The 19,850-nt window shown below is 59.7% G+C and carries 18 protein-coding genes; 15 read left to right on the top strand and 3 right to left on the bottom strand.

Annotation, left to right across the window (positions count from 1 at the left end):
* Positions 1–6 precede the first annotated feature (6 nt).
* Genes ACTHV6_RS00730 through ACTHV6_RS00720 form a run of 3 tightly spaced genes read right to left on the bottom strand, consistent with a single transcriptional unit; the run spans position 7 to position 3,371 of the window.
* Positions 7–1,101 carry an AMP-binding protein gene (locus ACTHV6_RS00730; protein ID WP_441385337.1) on the bottom strand — a complete coding sequence of 365 codons (1,095 nt, stop codon included), beginning with the start codon at positions 1,099–1,101 and terminating at the stop codon, positions 7–9.
* The gene (locus ACTHV6_RS00725) at positions 1,094–2,005 is read right to left on the bottom strand and encodes a 1,4-dihydroxy-2-naphthoyl-CoA synthase (protein ID WP_441385336.1); all 912 of its coding nucleotides are present in this window, start codon (positions 2,003–2,005) and stop codon (positions 1,094–1,096) included. The genes ACTHV6_RS00730 and ACTHV6_RS00725 overlap by 8 nt, the downstream gene beginning before the upstream one ends.
* On the bottom strand, positions 1,998–3,371 hold the full coding sequence (locus ACTHV6_RS00720) for a hypothetical protein (protein WP_441385335.1): 1,374 nt from the start codon (positions 3,369–3,371) through the stop codon (positions 1,998–2,000). The genes ACTHV6_RS00725 and ACTHV6_RS00720 overlap by 8 nt, the downstream gene beginning before the upstream one ends.
* Positions 3,372–3,455: 84 nt before the next feature.
* Between ACTHV6_RS00720 and ACTHV6_RS00715 the strand changes: the two genes are divergently transcribed.
* The 15 genes from ACTHV6_RS00715 to ACTHV6_RS00645 all read left to right on the top strand — a co-directional run bounded on the left by ACTHV6_RS00715 (position 3,456) and on the right by ACTHV6_RS00645 (position 19,847).
* Entirely contained in the window at positions 3,456–4,151 is a 696-nt protein-coding gene (locus tag ACTHV6_RS00715) for a demethylmenaquinone methyltransferase (protein ID WP_441385334.1), read from the top strand.
* A gap of 136 nt (positions 4,152–4,287) precedes the next feature.
* Positions 4,288–5,547, top strand: coding sequence for an NAD(P)/FAD-dependent oxidoreductase (locus ACTHV6_RS00710; protein ID WP_441385333.1), 1,260 nt, complete (start codon positions 4,288–4,290; stop codon positions 5,545–5,547).
* A gap of 55 nt (positions 5,548–5,602) precedes the next feature.
* Complete coding sequence (locus ACTHV6_RS00705) at positions 5,603–5,962, top strand: NADH-quinone oxidoreductase subunit A (RefSeq protein ID WP_441385332.1); 360 nt, start codon at positions 5,603–5,605, stop codon at positions 5,960–5,962.
* 11 nt (positions 5,963–5,973) lie between these two features.
* Positions 5,974–6,531, top strand: a complete 558-nt coding sequence (locus ACTHV6_RS00700; protein WP_441385331.1) for an NADH-quinone oxidoreductase subunit B — start codon at positions 5,974–5,976, stop codon at positions 6,529–6,531.
* A complete protein-coding gene (locus ACTHV6_RS00695; RefSeq protein ID WP_441385330.1) occupies positions 6,528–7,232 on the top strand; it encodes an NADH-quinone oxidoreductase subunit C in 705 nt (234 codons plus the stop codon). The genes ACTHV6_RS00700 and ACTHV6_RS00695 overlap by 4 nt, the downstream gene beginning before the upstream one ends.
* Entirely contained in the window at positions 7,232–8,581 is a 1,350-nt protein-coding gene (locus ACTHV6_RS00690) for an NADH-quinone oxidoreductase subunit D (RefSeq protein ID WP_441385329.1), read from the top strand. The genes ACTHV6_RS00695 and ACTHV6_RS00690 overlap by 1 nt, the downstream gene beginning before the upstream one ends.
* Positions 8,581–9,237 (top strand): NADH-quinone oxidoreductase subunit NuoE, encoded by a 657-nt coding sequence (gene nuoE / locus ACTHV6_RS00685; RefSeq protein ID WP_441385328.1) that lies wholly within the window; start codon positions 8,581–8,583, stop codon positions 9,235–9,237. The genes ACTHV6_RS00690 and nuoE overlap by 1 nt, the downstream gene beginning before the upstream one ends.
* A complete protein-coding gene (gene nuoF / locus ACTHV6_RS00680) occupies positions 9,234–10,541 on the top strand; it encodes an NADH-quinone oxidoreductase subunit NuoF (RefSeq protein WP_441385327.1) in 1,308 nt (435 codons plus the stop codon). The genes nuoE and nuoF overlap by 4 nt, the downstream gene beginning before the upstream one ends.
* Positions 10,538–13,087 (top strand): NADH-quinone oxidoreductase subunit G, encoded by a 2,550-nt coding sequence (locus ACTHV6_RS00675; RefSeq protein WP_441385326.1) that lies wholly within the window; start codon positions 10,538–10,540, stop codon positions 13,085–13,087. The genes nuoF and ACTHV6_RS00675 overlap by 4 nt, the downstream gene beginning before the upstream one ends.
* The gene (gene nuoH, locus ACTHV6_RS00670; RefSeq protein ID WP_441385324.1) at positions 13,084–14,412 is read left to right on the top strand and encodes an NADH-quinone oxidoreductase subunit NuoH; all 1,329 of its coding nucleotides are present in this window, start codon (positions 13,084–13,086) and stop codon (positions 14,410–14,412) included. The genes ACTHV6_RS00675 and nuoH overlap by 4 nt, the downstream gene beginning before the upstream one ends.
* Positions 14,405–15,052: an NADH-quinone oxidoreductase subunit NuoI gene (nuoI, locus tag ACTHV6_RS00665; RefSeq protein WP_441385323.1), complete on the top strand. Its 648-nt coding sequence runs from the start codon at positions 14,405–14,407 to the stop codon at positions 15,050–15,052. The genes nuoH and nuoI overlap by 8 nt, the downstream gene beginning before the upstream one ends.
* The gene (locus tag ACTHV6_RS00660; RefSeq protein WP_441385322.1) at positions 15,049–15,990 is read left to right on the top strand and encodes an NADH-quinone oxidoreductase subunit J; all 942 of its coding nucleotides are present in this window, start codon (positions 15,049–15,051) and stop codon (positions 15,988–15,990) included. Before nuoI ends, ACTHV6_RS00660 begins: the two co-directional genes overlap by 4 nt.
* The gene (gene nuoK, locus ACTHV6_RS00655; RefSeq protein WP_441385321.1) at positions 15,987–16,286 is read left to right on the top strand and encodes an NADH-quinone oxidoreductase subunit NuoK; all 300 of its coding nucleotides are present in this window, start codon (positions 15,987–15,989) and stop codon (positions 16,284–16,286) included. Before ACTHV6_RS00660 ends, nuoK begins: the two co-directional genes overlap by 4 nt.
* A 16-nt stretch (positions 16,287–16,302) precedes the next feature.
* Positions 16,303–18,255 (top strand): NADH-quinone oxidoreductase subunit L, encoded by a 1,953-nt coding sequence (gene nuoL / locus ACTHV6_RS00650; protein ID WP_441385320.1) that lies wholly within the window; start codon positions 16,303–16,305, stop codon positions 18,253–18,255.
* Positions 18,256–18,275: 20 nt separating this feature from the next.
* Positions 18,276–19,847, top strand: a complete 1,572-nt coding sequence (locus tag ACTHV6_RS00645) for an NADH-quinone oxidoreductase subunit M (RefSeq protein ID WP_441385319.1) — start codon at positions 18,276–18,278, stop codon at positions 19,845–19,847.
* The last annotated feature ends 3 nt before the right edge of the window (positions 19,848–19,850 follow it).

Raw genomic sequence — 19,850 nt, 5'->3', positions numbered from 1 at the left:
TTGATTCTACCCGTGCTGGGCAACCAGTTTGGACACACGCACCCTGTCCGGTTTGCCGGATTCGAGGTAGGGCAGAGAGGTGAGGCCCAGATCGGATGGGGTAAGGAATTCGTGGGGTAGGGCTTCGAGGAGCGGTTTCAGGCGTTGCTTGGGTGCTTCGAGCTTGAAAGACGTGACGGCTACGATTCGTTCGCCCCATTGAGTATCGGGAATACCGACGACGACGGATTCTCCCGCGCCCACATCTTCCAGTACACGTTCGATTGGTTCCGGCAGCACGGTTAGCCCGCCGGATGTGATGGCCCGATCAAGCCTGCCTGTGATTTGGAGCTTTCCACCGGTGAAGGTGCCGGCATCGTTGGTGGTGTAGGTGCCTGCGAAGGGCGTGTGGCCGAGGTAGCCGTGCGCCACCACAGAGCCGGAGATGATGACCCGGCCGCCTAGTTCGGTGGACATCTGCGTGTCACCGATGGGAATGCCGTTGTAGGCACAGCCGCCGCATGTTTCCGTCATCCCATACGTCGTGACCAGATTGAGGCCGGCAGCCCGGCCCTTGTCAAGGGTGTGCCTGGGTGTGGAGGCCCCGCCCACGAGGATCGCGGAGAATGCTCGGGCTGATCCGGCATGGGCGGATTCGAGCAGGCGCGCCAGCTGAGTGGGGACCAAAGAGAGGTAGGTGCGTTCGCCCTGAGGTAGGCGGCTGGCTAGTGCGGCGATCTCCTCGGGTGTGCCGCGGCCCGCGTTGAGGACCCGGTGGCCGGTGAGTGCTGGCCGGGCCAGCGTTTGGAATCCCGCGATGTGGTGCGTGGGAAGGCAGGCGGCCCAGTTTCCCGGTCCGCCAAGCGTGGCGTTGGTGGCCGTTGCCGAATAGGTCAAGGCGCTGCGGGGGAGCACAACAAGCTTCCCGTTGCCCGAGCTTCCTGAGGTGGGCATGATGGCGCAGGCCTCGTCCGGTAGGCCCTGCGCCTGGGCGCTGGCGATAGCCTCGTGGAACTGGTGGGGATTCGCACTTGCGGGGGCAAGAGCCAGGATGCCACTGTCCCAGCTGGCCAGCGCGGCTGCCGTTTGCTCTAGCGTTGGCCCGATAAGGATCTCAGGCATAGTAGGGGAAATCGGACCAATCGGGATCGCGGCGTTCCAAGAAGGCATCGCGGCCTTCGCGCGCCTCATCAGTCATGTAGGCGAGCCGCGTGGATTCGCCCGCGAACATCTGCATGCCCGCCATCCCGTCATCTAGGGCGTTGAACGAGAACTTGAGCATGCGGATAGCCTGAGGGGACTTGGAGGCGATGATTCTGGCGTACTCCAGCGCCTTCTTTTCCAGATCGGCATGTGGAACGGCCTCGTTGATCGCGCCCCACGATTCGGCTTGCTGTGCCGAGTACTCGCGCGCAAGGAAGAAGATCTCGCGGGCACGCCGGTCACCTACCTGACGCGCAAGCAACTGCGAGCCGTACCCAGAATCGAAGGATCCCACGTTGGCATCCACCTGTTTGAATCGCGCATGCTCCGCGGAAGCGATGGCCAAATCGCACACCACCTCGAGGGAATGCCCGCCTCCGGTGGCCCAACCGGGGATAGCGGCGATCACGATTTTCGGCATGGACCGAATGAGGCGTTGGACCTCTAAGATGTGGAGCCGGCCGGCCCTAGCCGGGTCGGGTTTCTGCCCGTCCGAGTACCGATAGCCGTCCCGGCCGCGCACCCGCTGATCCCCGCCGGAACAGAATGCCCATCCGCCGTCTTTAGGCGAGGGGCCGTTGCCTGTGAGAATCACGGCCGCCACATCGGATGTGAGGCGGGCATGATCGAGGGCGGTGTAAAGCTGATCCACCGTTTCGGGGCGGAAAGCGTTGCGGACCTCTGGGCGATCGAATGCGATACGCACAACCGGGAGATCCCCGTTAGGGCCAATCCCGCGGTGATAGGTGATGTCAGTGAAAGTGAAGCCTTCCACCTGACGCCACACGCGCGGATCGAATAGTTCGGACACGTGCTCAGGCATGGCGTGATTCCTGTGGGATATAGGTGGGAACGAGCGGGCTCGGGCGGGAAATGGTAGCGATGCCTTCGATGATGAGACCCATGCCTAGATACCAGAGCAACCCAGTCCACGAAACCTGAGCGCTGATGGTGGCAGAGGCGGCTTCACCGGACATATCCGCCGATAGGGACATGGCTAGCTGGTTGAGCGCGATGGCGCATGTGCCAGCGAGAAGGAAGAACACGGGAAGGAAGAAGTGTCCCAGTACGTTGCGCTCGAAACGCGGATCGCGCGTTCGCGCCCACTTCAGGCCAGCACCTATCACAATCGCGATGATAAGGAGCGCCATGGGCACTTGGATGTACCACGAGGCACTCTCAAAGAGGAGGCCGCTAGCCGAGTCATATTCATCCATCACATCGATGACGGCAGAACCCGAGCCTCCGAGCGCACCGATCATCCCGATCAACCCGAGATTGATGAAGAAGGGGAACAGGGCGAAGATGATCGAAGCGGGAGCTCCGTCCAGATTGAACAGTGCGTACGTGGTGAGGTAGGCACCAGAGATGATAGTTCCCCCCAGAATTGTTCCCAACGTGATTCTGATGGCCTGAACAACCGTGGGGCCCAAAGTAGGGATGGACGAAACGGCGTAGAGCTCCCGTTTTGCTGGAACGCTGGATAGGCGCCCGAGCGCCGCAGCGAGGAACCCAACGGCGAAACCGCCAAGCAGTGCGTACACAGCACTCGGGCCAACGGTGAGCGATGCGCTTAACGTTGGGGCGATATCAGCGGTATCAGATGGAGCACCGATGGAACCCATGAGATCAGATAGATCAAGCTGATCGATCGATACGTCCACAAACTTTGGAAGAGTGAGAAGAACCCCCACCAACCCAGTGACGGCACCGCTGATGAGGGCCGGAAGCCACACGAGTGGCTGGGAGTTGCGTATTCTGCGGCCTTCGCGGCGATGTGCCCACACGATTGTTGACGCGATGATGACCGTCAGGGTGAGGGGCATCGCCCACATCGAGGCGTCCATCGTGGCCTGTTCGTCAGGAATTCCGGGGTATCCGATACTCACTGACATCTGCGCGGCTAGCGTGATGGGAACGCCAAGGCTGGCTACAAGAATCAAGAAGGCCCGTTGCCAGATTCCCGGAAGGTCTGCGGTTGCGGACGCAACTGCGTCCTCAAGCATCAGCCCCATATCGTCCATCGAATCGTCCATCTCAAGGAGATCCATGAGGTTGGGCAACAACGCGAGGGACACGACGGTGAGCAGATATGCGATGAGTAGTGCGCAGATCGGCACCAGCAAGGCTGTTAACCACGTGCGTCCAGAAAAGCGTGTGTTGCGCGGAATAAAGGGGTATGCGGTCATGAGTTGTTCCTCCCACTGTCTACATACAGCCTATTGCATGGCATGTAGTTCGGGGAAAGCCGGTGGCCGTGGTTGAATACCATCATGACTAGCCGAGCAACGCTGAAGAAGATGCCAACCGAAGTCGCAGGAATGTTTGACGAAGTCGCGGCGCGGTACGACATCATGAATGACCTCATGACAATAGGGCAGGTACGTGTGTGGCGGGAGGCCGTGACCGTTGCGATCAACGCGCAGCCAGGGCTGCGCGTTCTCGACCTAGCGGCGGGCACCGGCACATCATCAGCCGCCTACGCCGCCAAGGGAGCGGACGTTGTGGCGTGCGATTTTTCTCAAGGCATGATCGCTGAAGGGCGGCGGCGCTATCCCGATCTCACCTTCGTGGAAGGTGACGCCATGGATCTTCCGTTCGAGGATGAGTACTTTGATGTGGCCACCATCTCCTACGGCCTGCGCAATGTGAACGATCCACAGAAGGCGCTAGAAGAAATGCGCCGGGTCACCAAGCCGGGAGGCCGGCTCGTGATCGCCGAATTCTCAACACCTACATGGCCGCCGTTCCGATCGCTCTACAACTTCTATCTGAACACGGCACTGCCCGCCCTCAGTCAGGGATTCTCCTCGGATAACGCCGCTTATGATTACCTCATCGAATCAATCCGTGCATGGCCGGCCCAAGAGGAACTTGCCCGCAACATTCAGGCCGCTGGTTGGCGTCAGGTTGGCTACCGCAACCTTTCCGGGGGGATTGTAGCGTTACATCGTGCTACACGTGTGTGACATCACGCTATCAAACGTATTTCGCAACAAAACACTGACGTAAATGCGTGCTTTTTCGTTTCTCTTCCCTTCAGCTTGCCGCGTAGGATGAGGGCCGTGTGCCAAGACGCACGCTTAGGAGAACGATGGAGGCGAGATGGCGAACGAGGCGGAGGTCGTCGTCGTCGGCGGTGGACCGGCAGGTGCCGCTGCAGCCTACTATCTAGCCAACCTAGGATGCGACGTTCTAGTACTGGAGAAATCCTCGTTCCCGCGCGACAAAATATGCGGTGACGGCCTGACTCCGCGCGCTGTAGCCGAACTCATCCGAATGGGTGTGGATACCACGGGCTGGGCGCGCAATACCGGGCTACGAACCTACGGTGGCGGGCACTGCGTCGAGGTGCCGTGGCCCGAACTGGTCAGCATGCCAAACTACGGGCTAGCCGCACCGCGCGAAAAGCTTGATGCGATCCTCATGAGCAGGGCACAGGAAGCGGGTGCGCGGCTCGAAGAAAACGTGACGGTCACAGCGCCGATCCGGCACGAACGCACGGGCCGCGTTGTTGGCGTAGCCGCAAAGGCTGGCGCTGGCCGCGAACCGCGCGAGTACCGCGCACGTTTCGTTATTGACGCCGGGGGAGTATCGGCTCGCCTTGCCACCAATGCTGGCAGGCAGAAGGATCTGGGGCGCCCGATGGGCGTTGCCCACCGAACCTACTTCCGCTCCCCGCGTGCGGGGGATTCGATGATGGAATCCCATCTCGAGCTCTGGGAGGGCAAGCCCGGGGCCTCCGATCTTATGCCGGGATACGGCTGGATCTTCTCCGTGGGCGATGGGCTCGTCAACGTAGGGCTGGGTTCGCTCTCCTCCACGGCGAAGCCATCGGGCTTGGATTACCGGGCCATGTTTGCCAACTGGATGGCTAACGTTCCGTCCGAGTGGGGCTTCACGGAAGAAAATCAGGTGGGGACGCTGCGCGGGGCGGCGCTGCCCATGGCGTTCAACCGCAAACCTCATTACGATGCCGGACTCCTTCTTGTTGGGGACGCGGGCGGAATGGTTTCCCCATTCAACGGTGAGGGCATTGCCTACGCGCTTCAGTCCGGGCGGCTTGCCGCGGATGCGATCAGTCAGGCACTCAAACGCCCAACCGTCAGCTCCCAGGATGCGGCGATGTCCGAGTATCCGCGGGAATTGCGCGAAGAATTGGGCGGCTATTACTCCATGGGGAGGATTTTTGCCGCCCTCATTGAACGGCCGGAAATCATGCATTTATGCGTGAAGTACGGATTACCAAGGCCCACCCTCATGCGGTTCGTCATGAAGCTCCTATCGGATTGTTATGACAGAACCGGTGGCGATTGGATGGACCGAACGATTGCTTCTTTGGCAAAGGCAGTTCCTAAAGCATGATCTGTGACAGTATTCAATTAGTGTGTTGTAAGGGTAGAGAGCAGGTGGAGAACCGGTGAACGCATATGTTCCATTGCTGGTGATGATCGTTGCCGCATTCTTCTTGGCCATTGTGGGTTTGGTACTGAGCGCGATTCTGAGTCCAAACCGCTACAACAGGGTCAAGCTGGAAAACTACGAGTGCGGCGTTGAGGCGACGCCTTCGGCCGGCCCAACCAGCCGCTTCCCTGTGAAGTACTACCTGACGGCCATGACCTTCATTATCTTCGATATCGAGGTTGTGTTCATGTACCCGTGGGCCGTTTCCTTCGAAGCGGTGGGCATGTTCGGGCTTGTGGCTATGTTGACGTTTATTTTTCTTATCACCGTGCCATTCGTTTATGAATGGCGCCGCGGTGGGCTCGAGTGGGACTGAGGAGGTAACACATGGCACATGAAGATGATGGATCCGGGATCATGATGACCACGGTCGAACAGGTTGCCAACTGGGCCGTGACACGTTCCGAGTGGCCTGTGACCATGGGATTGGCGTGCTGCGCCATCGAAATGATGGCATTCGGTACGCCTAGGTTTGACGCCTCGCGTTTCGGCATGGAGGTTTTCCGTGCCTCCCCACGCCAGTCCGATTTGCTGATCGTGTCCGGGCGTGTGAGCCAGAAGATGGCACCAGTTGTACGCCAGATGTATGACCAGATGGCAGATCCCAAGTGGGTTATTTCGATGGGCGTATGCGCCTCGTCCGGCGGAATGTTCAACAACTACGCCATCGTGCAGGGTTGTGACCACATCGTTCCAGTGGATATCTACCTGCCGGGATGCCCTCCGCGTCCGGAAATGCTGATCAACTCCGTGCTGGAGCTGCGTAAGCACGTCCAGCACGAGCACAAGATTACAAAGAAGAGGCGTTTGGCGGCGGCGCGGGCGGCAGAGGCTGCCGCGATGGCCGCAACACCAACGCACGAGATGAAGGGGTTGCTCGCGTGAGCGAAAACAACGAGGGCGCGCTGACGCCCGGTAGCCCCCAGCCATCGGTCCTTCGCGAGGTGAAGGGCATGTGGGGAGTTCAAGGATCTGGGGATACCTCAGGGTTCAGCGGGCTCCAGCACACCGAAGTCATGGCACGGCCCTCCAGCCGGCCATACGGCGGCTGGTTCGATGAAGTTGTGGACATCCTGATCGAGCTGTATACGGCTGATGGCATTGCTCCGCAGGAAGCAATCGAAAAGGTTGTTGTAGAAAACGGACAACTGGTGATCTTTGTTGCGCGCGAGCATCTTCTGGCCGCCATGAAGTATCTGCGCGATGATCAGGACCTCCGGTTCGAAATGTGCCTAGGCGTGTCAGGCGTTCATTACCCGAACGATCATGGCCGCGAGCTTCACTCATACTTCCCGCTCTTCTCCATCACCCACAACCGGTTGATCGGGATTGAGGTGACATGCCCGGACGATGATCCTCACATGCCCTCCATTGTTCCCCTCTATCCCGGTGATGATTGGCCTGAACGCGAGGCGTGGGATCTCCTTGGGATTATCTATGACGGTCACCCCGGACTTACCCGTTCTGCCATGCCCGATGATTGGGTGGGCCACCCCCAGCGCAAGGATTACCCGCTAGGCGGCATCCCAGTGGAATACAAGGGCGCGGTTATTCCGCCACCGGATACACGGAGGGAATACAACTAATGACCTCACAACCATTCCACGCTACGAGTGGTGCTACCGAAGCGGATATGGACGGCCTTCCCGGGTTTGACGCGGTTGGTGGCGATTGGTCTGACATCGCTTCCGAGGCGGCCCAAATCGCCGAAGAACGCATTGTTGTCAACATCGGCCCCGTTCACCCCTCAACGCACGGCGTGTTCCGCCTCCTGATGGAGCTGGACGGCGAATACGTTCGCCAGATTAGCGGCGCCACGGGCTTCCTCCACACGGGTATCGAAAAGAACATGGAGTACCGCACCTGGACTCAGGGCGTCAGCTTCGTCACCCGCATGGATTACACGGCCTGCTTCTTCCAAGAAGTCGGTTACTGCATGGGAATTGAAAAGCTTCTGGGCATCGAGGATCAAATCCCTTCGCGCGCCCAAGAAATTCGCGTTCTCATGATGGAGCTTTCGCGAATGGCTTCTCACATGATCGCCTTCGGCTCCGCTTTGAACGAGCTGGGCGCGACCTCCATGATGACCGCCGGCTTCCGTGGCCGCGAAGATCTGCTCCGTATCATCGAACGCATCTCTGGCCTGCGAATGAACAATGAGTACATTCGCCCCGGTGGTGTAGCCGAGGACCTCACTCCCGGTACAACCGATTACGCACGCGAAGTGCTCCCGAACGTTCGGCAGGCTCTGCTGGACATGTGGGATATCGTGGGCGAGAACCCAATCTTCAAGAAGCGTTTCCAGAACGTTGGCGTTCTCTCCATGCCCGCCCTCATGGCTCTCGGGCAAACAGGCCCGGCGCTCAAGGCTGCGGGCCTCCCGTGGGACCTGCGTAAATCGGCGCCATACTGCGGATACGAGCAGTACACGTTTGACGTGCCAACCGCAGATAAATCGGACGCCTACAACCGCACGTGGGTGCGTGTGCAGGAGTGCCACCAGTCCCTTCGAATCATCTATCAGGCGCTCGATCGCCTCGATGCAAGTGAGGGCCAGCCGGTGATGGTTGAGGACAAGCGGATCGCATGGCCAGCTCAGCTGTCCATCGCCTCCGACGGCCAGGGAACCTCCCACGAACACGTGGAAGAGATCATGACCCAATCGATGGAATCGCTCATCCACCACTTCAAGCTGGTGACCGAGGGATTCCGCGTGCCGGCCGGCCAGTCCTACACAATCATTGAGCACGCCAAGGGCACATGGGGATGCCACCTCGTGTCCGATGGCGGCACGCGGCCCTACCGCGCTCATGTGTCCGATCCGGGTTTCCGCAACCTTCAGGGATTGTCCATGATGGCGGAAGGCGGGCTACTGGCTGATGCCATCGTATGCTTGGCATCGATCGATCCGGTTATGGGAGGTGTTGACCGCTAATGGAACAGAATTTTGACTCAGCCGTAGAGCAACGGCTGCGTGATGAGGCGGCACAGATTCTGGGCCGCTATCCTCAGGGACGCTCAGCAATCATGCCGATCCTCCACCTCATTCAATCTGAGGATGGGTTCGTTTCCCCACGGGGCATCGTCCTGACGGCGGACATCCTTGGGCTGACCCGAGCAGAAGTTTCCGCCGTGGCAACCTTCTACAGCCAGTACCGCCGCCATCCAAACGGCGAATACAACGTGGGCGTGTGTACGAATGCGTTGTGTGCGGTCATGGGCGGAGATACGATCTGGGACGATCTGACCGAATACCTAGGAATCGGCTCCGATGAAACCACGGCGGACGGAAAGATTACTCTGGAAGCCCTCGAATGCAACGCGGGCTGCGATTATGCACCGGTTGTCATGGTGAACTGGGAATTCTTCGATAATCAGACCCCGGCGAGTGCACGGCAGATCGTTGACGATATTCGCGATAGCAAAGATATTCACCCCACGCGTGGTGCGGACAAGGTGCACACCTTCAAGGAAACCGAGCGCGTGCTTGCCGGTTTCGAAGATGGACACGTGGACGAAGGCCCATCGGCTGGCCACGCCTCACTCGCGGGTATAAGGATCGCTCATGGAAACGGAGGGCAGGCGAAGTGACTCTCACACCAGTGATCTCAGAGATTTGGGATCAGGAGCGTTCTTGGACTCTCGAGACCTATAAGAAGAACCACGGCTACGAAGCGTTGGAGACGGCCTGGGGCTACGGCGAAGGTGAACTCACCCAGCTGATGAAGGATGCCGGGCTTGCCGGGCGCGGAGGCGCAGGCTTCCCAACCGGGCTGAAATGGTCCTTCCTTCCAGCACCGGACGGTGGCCCGCGCTACCTTGTGGTGAACGCGGACGAATCAGAGCCTGGCACCTGCAAGGACATCCCGGCGCTCATGGCGAACCCGCACACGCTTCTTGAGGGAATGGCGATCTGCCTTCTCGCCGTAGGCGGGCATCATGGTTTCGTGTACCTGCGCGGCGAAGTTGTTCACGTGTATCGGCGCCTCATGGCGGCCGTGCGTGAAGCCAAGGAAGCTGGGCTGATCGGCAAGGGCGTGGGCCCGAACGGTGATTACGATCTGGATATCACGGTTCACGCCGGCGCTGGCGCATACATCTGCGGCGAAGAAACGGCACTCCTCGATTCCCTTGAGGGCAAGCGCGGCCAGCCACGCTTGAAGCCTCCGTTCCCTGCTGCCGAGGGCTTGTACGCACGCCCCACGGTGATTAACAATGTTGAAACCATTTCCTCTGTACCGGGCATTGTGCGCCACGGCAAGGAATGGTTCCAGGACTTGGGAACCGAATCAGCCAATGGACATGGGTTCTTCTCCCTGTCGGGCCATGTAACAAACCCCGGCCAGTACGAGGCTCCTCTGGGCATCACCGGACGCGAGCTACTCGAATATGCTGGCGGTATCCGCGAGGGCCATAACCTGAAGTTCTGGGCTGTGGGAGGTTCTTCCGCGCCTTTGTTCACGCCCGATCATTTGGACGTGCCGCTGGATTACAACTCGGTCAAGGAGGCCGGCTCCATGCTGGCCACCCGTGCCCTCATGATGTTTGATGAAACCGTCTCTGTTGTTCGCGTGATCTCCCGTTGGACTGACTTTTACCAGCACGAATCATGCGGAAAGTGCACGCCTTGCCGTGAGGGCACGTTCTGGATGCGCCAGATCATGCACCGCCTCGAAGAAGGCAAGGGCCAGCCCGGAGATGTTGACCTGCTCTACGAAATCGCCGGAAACATTCAGGGCCGGTCATTCTGCGCTCTGGGCGATGCAGCGGCTACTCCGATCAAGTCTGGTATCGAGCTGTTCCGTGATGAGTTCGAGGCTGGCTACACAACGCCAGCGCGCGAACTCTTCCCCCATGAGAAATCTACGTTGTTCAGTGAGGTGGGTGTTCGATGAGTGAACTCGTAACGCTCAAGGTTGACGGCAAGGAAGTGTCCGTTCCCAAGGGAACGATGATCATCCGTGCCGCTGAGCAGGCGGGAATTCGCATCCCGCGTTTCTGTGACCATCCTCTTCTCAAGCCTGCAGGCGCCTGCCGCCAGTGCTTGGTGGAAGTGGCGCGTCCGGGGCGCGATGGCAATCTAGCCAAAATGCCCAAGCCTGCGGCATCGTGTGCGGAAGCTGTATCGCCTGGCATGGAGGTTTATACCCAGCACACATCGGATGTGGCACTCAAAGCCCAGCACGGGATCATGGAGTTCCTGCTGATCAACCATCCGATGGACTGCCCGGTATGCGATAAGGGCGGCGAATGCCCGCTCCAGAATCAAGCGATGACGGAAGGCCGGGCCAAGTCCCGCTTCATTGATGTCAAGCGCACCTACCCGAAGCCGATTCAGGTTTCCTCGCAGATCCTGTTGGATCGCGATCGCTGCATTCTCTGCCAGCGCTGCACGCGCTTCCAGAGTCAGATTGCTGGCGACCGTTTCATCCAGCTGCAGGGCCGCGGTGGCGGCACACCGGGATACGGCGTGCACTCGCTTAACGGCTCCCAGATCGGAAACTTCGATTCGAGCGTTCTTGGATTCACGGAGAGCGACGGCAATGCGCCGGCCGCCGTGAGTGCTCAGTACGCCGGCCCCTTCGGCACGTTGGGCTTCGAGGGTGGCTTCTCAGCCGGCCCCGTGGCCGATTCCGAAGAGGATGCCACGGGCCGTCCCTTCAGCTCCTACTTCTCCGGCAACATCATCCAGATTTGCCCCGTGGGAGCCTTGACCAGCGCGTCCTACCGTTTCCGTTCGCGCCCATTTGATCTCGTGTCCGTGCCCTCTGTTGCTGAACACGACGCCTCGGGTTCTGCCATCCGCATCGATTACCGCCGCGGCACAATCCTTCGCCGCATGGCCGGTGAGGATGCTGAGGTCAACGAGGAGTGGATCACCGATAAGGATCGCTTCGCGTTCCCGTGGCAGGATGGCATTGACCGCCTCAAGGCTCCGCTGGTACGCGATGCGGCATCGGGCCAACTTATTCCCACATCGTGGCCACACGCTCTGAGCGTTGCTGCGCGCGGCCTCAAGGAAGCCAACGGCGTTGGCGTTCTGACAGGTGGCCGTTTGGCGATGGAAGATGCCTACGCGTACTCCAAGTTCGCCCGCGTGGTTCTTGGCACGAACGATATTGATTTCCGCACGCGGCCAGTGACAGCCGAAGAAGATTCCTTCATCGGCTCCACGGTTGCGGGTTCGGGGTTAGGTGTCACCTACAAGGATCTGGAAACTGGCGGCCACGTGTTGACCGTTGGTTTTGAGGCCGAAGAGGAATGCGGCACCGTGTTCTTGCGCCTGCGCAAGGGCTTCTTGGCCGGAACCGTGAACGTATCCGTTGTTTCCGCTTATGAGACTGGCGGAACCTCGAAGATGGGTGCCCGGTTTATCCCAGCTGCTCCCGGCAGTGAAGCTTCTCTGCTCGATGGACTCGCCTCCGGCGATCCCAGCTTTGACGGCTTGGCAGAAGGCGGCATCATCCTTGTGGGCGAGCGCGCAGCAGATGCCCCTGGCGCACTATCCGCCGCGCTGCGGCTTGCCGAACGAACGGGTGCACGCATCGCGTGGATCCCGCGCCGTGCCGGTGATCGTGGCAGCATTGAAGCCGGTGCGCTTGGTGCGCTGCTTCCGGGCGGGCGCCCGGTTGCTGAATCGACTGCTCGCGTTGATACGGCTGCAGTGTGGGGCGTTGACTCGCTTCCTGAGACTCCCGGACGCAACACCCAGCAGATTCTGGACGCTGCGGCCGATGGATCATTGGACGGGCTCCTACTCGCGGGCGTTGAGCTTGCTGACCTTCCCAAAGGGGCGGGCGATGCAATCAACGCTGCGCGATTTGTTGTGCAGCTGGAAGTGCGCGGAACCGTGATCTCCGATAGGGCAGACGTTGTTCTTCCCGTTGCTCCGCCAGCCGAAAAGGGCGGCTCCTTCGTGAACTGGGAGGGGCGCATTCGCCCCTTCGGGCAGGTGCTCACTTCCGTTCAGCGCCCGGATCGCACGGTGCTGAACGAACTGGCCCTCGAGATGGGAACAGACCTCGGACTCGGCTCCCTAGCCGATGCAGTCACCGAGATCAGCGAATTCCACGGCTGGGATGGCGCGCGCCTGAAAGCTCCCAGCGTGGGTGCTGCCGCGACGTCCACACCTGCCGCCGGGCACGCTGTGCTCGCAAGCTGGAGCCTGATGCTGGGCGCCGGATCGCTGCAGGCCTTCGAGCCACATCTTGCCGGAACCGCACGTAAGCCCGTTGCCGTCATGGACGCTGCAACAGCCAAGGCCGCGGGAATCGGCTCACAATTGACACTCTCCGGACCATCCGGGGAACTCACCCTTGACGCGGTGATCCGACCGATGCCAGAAGGTGTTGTGTGGGTCCCACAGAATTCGGTGGGCTGTCAGATCTCGGCTCTCGGCGTTCGCGCTGGTGAGCAGGTCGCTTTGGAGGTAACAAAGTGAATCCTTCAATCGTGGCAGCCGGTCAGGTTGCCGATTTCTCACAGGACACATGGTGGATCTGGGTCATCAAGGCCGTTTTCATCGTCCTGTACCTCATCCTTTCGGTGATTCTCGCCCTGTGGGTGGAACGCCGTGGCTTGGGTTTCATGCAGAACCGCTTGGGTCCCAACCGTGTTGGGCCTCTGGGCTTCGGTCAGGCGTTCTCTGACGCCTTGAAGCTCATCATCAAGGAGGACTTCTGGCTCAAGGGCGCGGATAAGATTATCTACTTCGTTTCGCCCGTGCTTGCCGCGGCATGCGCCTTCATACTGATGGCCGTATTGCCGATGGGTCCTGAGGTCTCCATATTCGGGATCAACACGCCACTTCAGCTAGCGGATTCGCCGGTTGCACTCTTGTTCCTGCTCGCCGTTGCGGCGCTCGGAGAATACGGCTTGGTGTTCGGCGGCTGGTCCAGCCGATCCACGTTGCCGTTGTTCGGCTCCGTCCGTTCGGCCACCCAGATGATCTCCTACGAACTGGCACTCGGGCTTTCTTTGGTCACAGTGCTTCTCGCATCGGGCACGATGTCAACGTCCGGCATCGTGGAATCACAGGCGGGCGTATGGAACATCATCACGTTGTTCCCGGCGTTCTGCGTGTACGTGGTCTGTATGTTTGGTGAGACCAACCGCCTCCCCTTCGATTTGCCAGAGGCAGAAGGAGAACTGGTTGCTGGGCACACCACCGAATACTCATCGATGAAGTTCGCGTGGTTCTACCTGTCCGAGTACATCAACATGCTCAACGTGTCGATGATCGCCACCACGATGTTCCTTGGCGGCTGGCAAGCCGGTCCGATCATGACAGGGATCTACTCCCTATGGGGCGGCGATCCCAACCAGGGCTGGATACCCATGCTGTGGTTCTTCCTCAAGACTTGGGTGTTCATGTTCGTCATGGTGTGGGTACGAGGAACGCTTCTGCGTATGCGGTATGACCACTTCATGAAGTTGGGATGGAAGGTGCTCATCCCAGTGGCACTGGGTTGGGTGGTGTGCGTTGCGGTTATCCGGGCCGTCACCTCCTTCACAGATCTGTCCCAGCGAACCCTCTTCATCGGGATCGGGGTTATCTTCCTCATCGCCATAGTCCTCATCTGGATATTCGGCGATAAGGAATCAGATACGGGCGAGGACCCGGAAGAATCGGGATTTGTTCGCCCGGAAGAAGAATTCGATGCGATGGCCGGAGGCTTCCCGGTACCCCCGATGCCCGGCCAATCGCTTCCACCATCGCCGCGGGCTTCGCGGCTACAGACCACTCAGGAGGGCGAACTTGTCTGAGAATCAGTTCACAGATCCGGATCCCGCGCTCTGGGGACCGGCACAAAAAGGCTCAGTGGGCCAGTTCTTCGCTCCCGTTGCAGGTTTCGGAGTCACTTTCTCCACCATGTTCCGCCCAACATCCACGGAACAATACCCGGAGGAAAAGGTCCCAACTCAGGCCCGATACCACGGCCGTCACCACCTCAACCGCTACCCGGATGGGCTGGAACGATGCATCGGCTGTGAGCTGTGTGCATGGGCGTGCCCTGCTGACGCCATCTACGTGGAGGCCGGTGCCAATACGCCCGATGCCCAGTACTCACCGGGTGAGCGCTTCGGCAAGGTGTACCAAATCAACTATTTGCGGTGTATTTTCTGCGGATATTGCATTCAGGCTTGCCCAACCCGCGCCCTGACCATGACCAACGAATTCGAGTTGGCCGGGCCCACGCGCGAAGGAATGATCTACGAGAAGCAAGATCTTCTGGCCCCCATGGGCGAGAACATGCTCGCCGCCCCGCACCCGATGGTGCCGGGCACCTCAGATGCCGATTACTACCGCGGATCAGTGACCGGCCCAGTCTCCGAACAGGTTGATTGGGTTCGCGAGCATCGCCCCGACGATCCGACACTTCCAAATGCTGAGAGAGGTGCATGATGGGAACGCTTGAGATTTCCACTGGCGAAACCCTCCTCTTTGCCGCCCTTGCAGTTGTCATGGTGGTGCTGTCCGTATTCGGGCTGCTCATCACACGCCGCGCCGTGTATTCGGCCGGCTGCATGATTGCCGTCATGGTGTGCTTGGCCTTCCTTTACACGATGCTTGAAGCGCCCTTTATGGGAGTGGTTCAGGTGGCCGTGTACACGGGCGCGATCCTCATGATGTTCCTGTTCGTTCTCATGATGATCGGCGTAGATTCTTCGGACACCACACACGAAACGCTCAACTGGCAGCGTCCCGTTGCCATTCTGGGCGGGCTGGGCTTCATCGCAATCGCGATTGGCGCGATTCTTGGTGCAGTGACACCGCAAGCGGTGGGCATGAAGGAAGCGAACGCACCCACCAACCCGGAAGCTATCGCGCATTCCATCTTCGGAAATCACGTGCTGGCCCTCGAGCTTGTGGGAACCCTGCTGGTGGTTGCCGCACTGGGAGCCATGACTCTGACGCATCGCGAACGCACCCGGCGCAAGATCACTCAGCCGGAACTGGCGGATGCCAAGATGGAGGCCTACGCTTCCACCGGCCGCCACATTGGACAGAAGCCGCCAACGGGCGTGTATGCGGAGTCCAACTCTGCAACTAACCCGGCCCTGACAGCAGGTGGCAAAGAAGTCGAGGATTCCGTTCCTCGCGTACTGCGTGTTCGCGGGCAGGCCCGGCATGTTGGCCAGATCTCACCTGCCACGGCAGATCGTATCCGCCGCGGCGAATTTGAGAGTCCCAAGGCAGATGTCCCCAATTCAGGGCTACCCGGAATGCCGGGTGAGGCAGCGCCGCAGTACCCGTCGTCGTCCCAAATCAAACCGGGCAAGAACAAGCCCGCTATCGAACCGGGCGACAACATCGAACAAGGCGAGGAGGAATCCAAGTGAACCTCACGTACTACGTGATTCTTGCGCTGGTGCTGTTCACTATCGGTGCCATCGCCGTTCTGACCCGGCGCAACGCGATCATCGCGCTGCTGGGCGTAGAACTCATGCTCAACTCATGCAACCTCGTACTCGTGACATTCTCACGAATGTGGGGCAATGTCGAGGGGCAGGTTTTCGCCTTCTTCGTCATGGTGGTGGCCGCCGCGGAAGTTGTGGTTGGCCTAGCCATCGTTGTATCCATTTTCCGAACTCACCGGTCCACTTCGCTCGACGGCGCGAACCAGCTCAAGCACTGACGGAAGCAGGTGTAAATTGACTCTGGGTCTTTCTCCAGTCAGCGTTACTGCTGCGTCCGGTGCTATCGAAGCAACCGGTCCCTCCAGTGTGATCTGGCTTTGTGTTGCTCTGCCGCTATTCGGTGCGGGAATTCTCCTGCTCGCAGGCAAAGCGGCAAACGCGTGGGGCCACTGGCTTGGTATTGCCACGTCAACGGCATCCTTTGCGGTAGCCGTTGCCGCGTTGTTCCAGGTTCTCGGCCAGCCAACGGGCGAACGTGTCCTTGACACGGTTGTGTACCGCTGGGTCCCGGCAGGCGAATTTTCAATCGATCTTGCCATGCGCGTGGATCCGCTATCGCTCACGTTCCTCCTTCTGGTGACCGGCGTGGGCACCCTCATCCATATCTATTCGGTTGGGTACATGAAGCACGATCCTGATCGGCGCCGCTTCTTCGCTTACCTCAACCTATTCGTTGCCTCCATGCTTCTTCTGGTGCTCGGCAACTCCTATCTGGTCCTCTTCGTGGGCTGGGAAGGCGTAGGACTGGCTTCCTACCTTCTCATCTCCTTCTGGAATCAGGTGCCGGAGAACGCCGCGGCCGGTAAGAAGGCCTTCATCATGAACCGTGTGGGCGATATGGGCATGCTCATCGCGATGATGATCATGTTCAACGCGTTCGGGACCGTCGCCTTTGACGGTGTGAACGCTGGACTCGAGGGCGTCAGCCAAGGAACCGCCACAGCGATTGGAATCTTCCTGCTGGTGGCTGCCTGTGGTAAATCTGCTCAGTTCCCGCTGCAGGCATGGTTGGGCGATGCGATGGCGGGCCCAACGCCCGTTTCGGCACTCATCCACGCCGCCACGATGGTGACGGCCGGCGTGTACCTCATGGTTCGTTCCGGCGCCGTGTACGCGGTGTCCGAGGCGGCACAGCTCACCGTGGCCGTCATTGGCGTGATCACCTTGGTATTTGGTGCCATCGTTGGTGCCGCCAAGGACGATATGAAGAAGGTCCTCGCGGCCTCGACCATGTCCCAGATCGGATACATGATGCTGGCCGCTGGGTTGGGGCCGGTTGGTGCAGGTTTCGCTATCTTCCATCTGGTCACGCACGGCTTCTTCAAGGCCAACATGTTCCTTGGTGCAGGCTCCGTGATGCATGCGATGGGCGACGAAGTGAACATGCGCGGCTTCGGTGGCTTGCGCAAGCACATGCCCATCACGTGGGCTACGTTCCTGTGCGGCTATCTGGCGATCATCGGCTTCCCGTTCTTGTCAGGGTTCTATTCCAAGGACAAGATCATCGAAACCGCATTCGTGGGCGATGGCTGGCAGCCGTGGGTGTTTGGAACACTCACACTGCTGGTTGCGGGCCTGACGGCCTTCTACATGTCCCGCATGTTCTTCATGATCTTCCATGGCAAGGAGCGCTTCTCCGAGGAGGGTCCGAACGCCAAGCACCCTCACGAGGCACCCGCATCCATGTACGTGCCGCAGATTGTGCTGGCCGTGGGGTCGCTCATTCTGGGCTTCCTCCTCAACCACTTCAGCTTCGTTGAGTGGCTTGAGCCAGCCATTGGACATGGCGAACACGGCGAACCCGTTCTGTCCGTTCCGGTTATCACCGGGCTCACTCTGGTACTCGTTGCCGTGGGCGTTGCCGTTGCATGGTTCATGTACTTGTCCAAGCCAGTACCCACGATCGCGCCTGAGGGCAATGCTCTGACGCAGGCCGCGCGCGAGGATCTGTATCAGGACACTGTGAACGAACGCATCTTCATGGATGGTGGACGTGCAATCACCACCGGCGTTGCCGTGGTTGACGAATACGTTGTAGACGGCGCCGTGAACGGCGTTGCCAAGGCAACAACCGGGATAGGCAAGATCGTTGCCCATCTGCAGAACGGTTACGTCCGGACCTATGCAAGCTACATGCTGGTGGGTGTGGTTATCGCCCTCATCATCGCTTTGGCTACGCGGATCTGACGGGGAAGGATAAAAACTAGATGCTTTCCGTGAACGAGGCAGCCTTTCCCTGGCTGACCCTACTCATCGTGCTGGCTGTTATTGCCGCGCTGGTGCTGTGGCTTGTCAAGCCGCTACACAAAGCGGCAATGCCGTTCGGCCTGTGCACCTCTACACTCATCTTCGTGCTGTTCATCGTTGCCCTGACAAGCTTCGATTTTGGAGCTGCTGGAACCACGCAGCTGGCCGAAACCTACTCGTGGATCCCCGCGATTGGCACCTCCATCGCGTGGGGTGTCAACGGGATGGGCGCCGTGATGATTGGCTTGGCTACCCTGTTGGTGCCGCTGGTTCTTCTGGCCTCATGGGCCGATTTTGATGGCCAGTCCGAATCCCGCGGGGCAGGTTTTGTTGCATGGATCCTGCTGCTCGAAGCCATCATGATCGGCCTGTTCGCCGCGCGTGATGTGTTCGTGTTCTACCTGCTCTTCGAGATCATGCTGGTCCCGATGTTCTTCCTGATTGGCCGTTACGGCGGGAAGAACAGCCAGCGAGCAGCGATCAAGTTCTTGCTGTACTCCTTGGTTGGCGGGCTCATCATGCTGGTGGGCGTTGTGGCCGTGTACATTCAGGGCCCCGGTGGCCCGCAGGGCTTCCTTCTGGAGAATCTGGCAGGTGCCGTATCCGGTTCCGCCGGTGTTCAGATGGCCCTGTTCCTCTCCTTCTTCATCGCGTTCGCGATCAAGGCCCCGATGTTCCCGGTCCACACCTGGCTCCCGGATACAACGGAGGAAGCCCCAGCTGGGGTATCCACACTCCTCGTTGGTGTGCTGGATAAGATCGGCACCTACGGCATGATCGCTTTCTGCTTGCCACTGTTTGGGCAGGCGGCACGCGACGCCGCTCCCGTGATCATGGTGTTGGCTGTTGTCTCCATCCTGTGGGGTGGCTTCATGGCCATCGCCTCGAAGGATCTCATGCGGCTGATCGCCTACACATCCGTCAGCCACTTCGGCTTCATGGTTTTGGGTATCTTCTCCGGAAGCTCCGTGGCCATGACCGGTGCGATCCTGTACATGGTTGCCCACGGCGTGGCAACCGGTGCGCTCTTCCTGACGGTTGGCTTCTTGGCCAAGCGAGGTGAATCGCACAAGATCGCCGATTACGGTGGTTGGCAGCGCGTTACCCCACTCATCGCCGGTTCGTTCCTGATTGCGGGCTTGGCTTCCGTTGCCCTGCCCGGACTTTCTGGGTTCGTTCCCGAATACCTCATCCTCGTGGGCACCTATCAGGTCAATGCGGGGCTAGCGATCGTAGCCGTTCTGGGAGTTATCCTCGCAGCTTTGTACATTCTGTGGCCCTACCAGCGAATCTTCACTGGCTCACGGCCGGAGATCGAGAAGCCGGACCTCAACGGGCGTGAAAAGACAGTGTCTGGCATTCTTATCGCAGCGATGCTGTTCCTCGGTTTCGCTCCGGCACCGGTGTTGGACATGGTGCGCCCAGTTGCCGAGAACCACGCTCAGGTTCTCTTCGTGGAAGACGAACCGGTTGCCATCGGTGAATACGCGGACGATGCGGCCACTGTGGCCGCGGAAGGGAGCGCGAAGTGAATT

Source organism: Ancrocorticia sp., assembly GCF_052089425.1.
In the GTDB taxonomy this organism is placed as follows: domain Bacteria; phylum Actinomycetota; class Actinomycetes; order Actinomycetales; family Actinomycetaceae; genus Ancrocorticia.
Note: the sequence above shows the minus strand (reverse complement) of the source record. Positions and strands in the feature narration are given on the sequence as shown.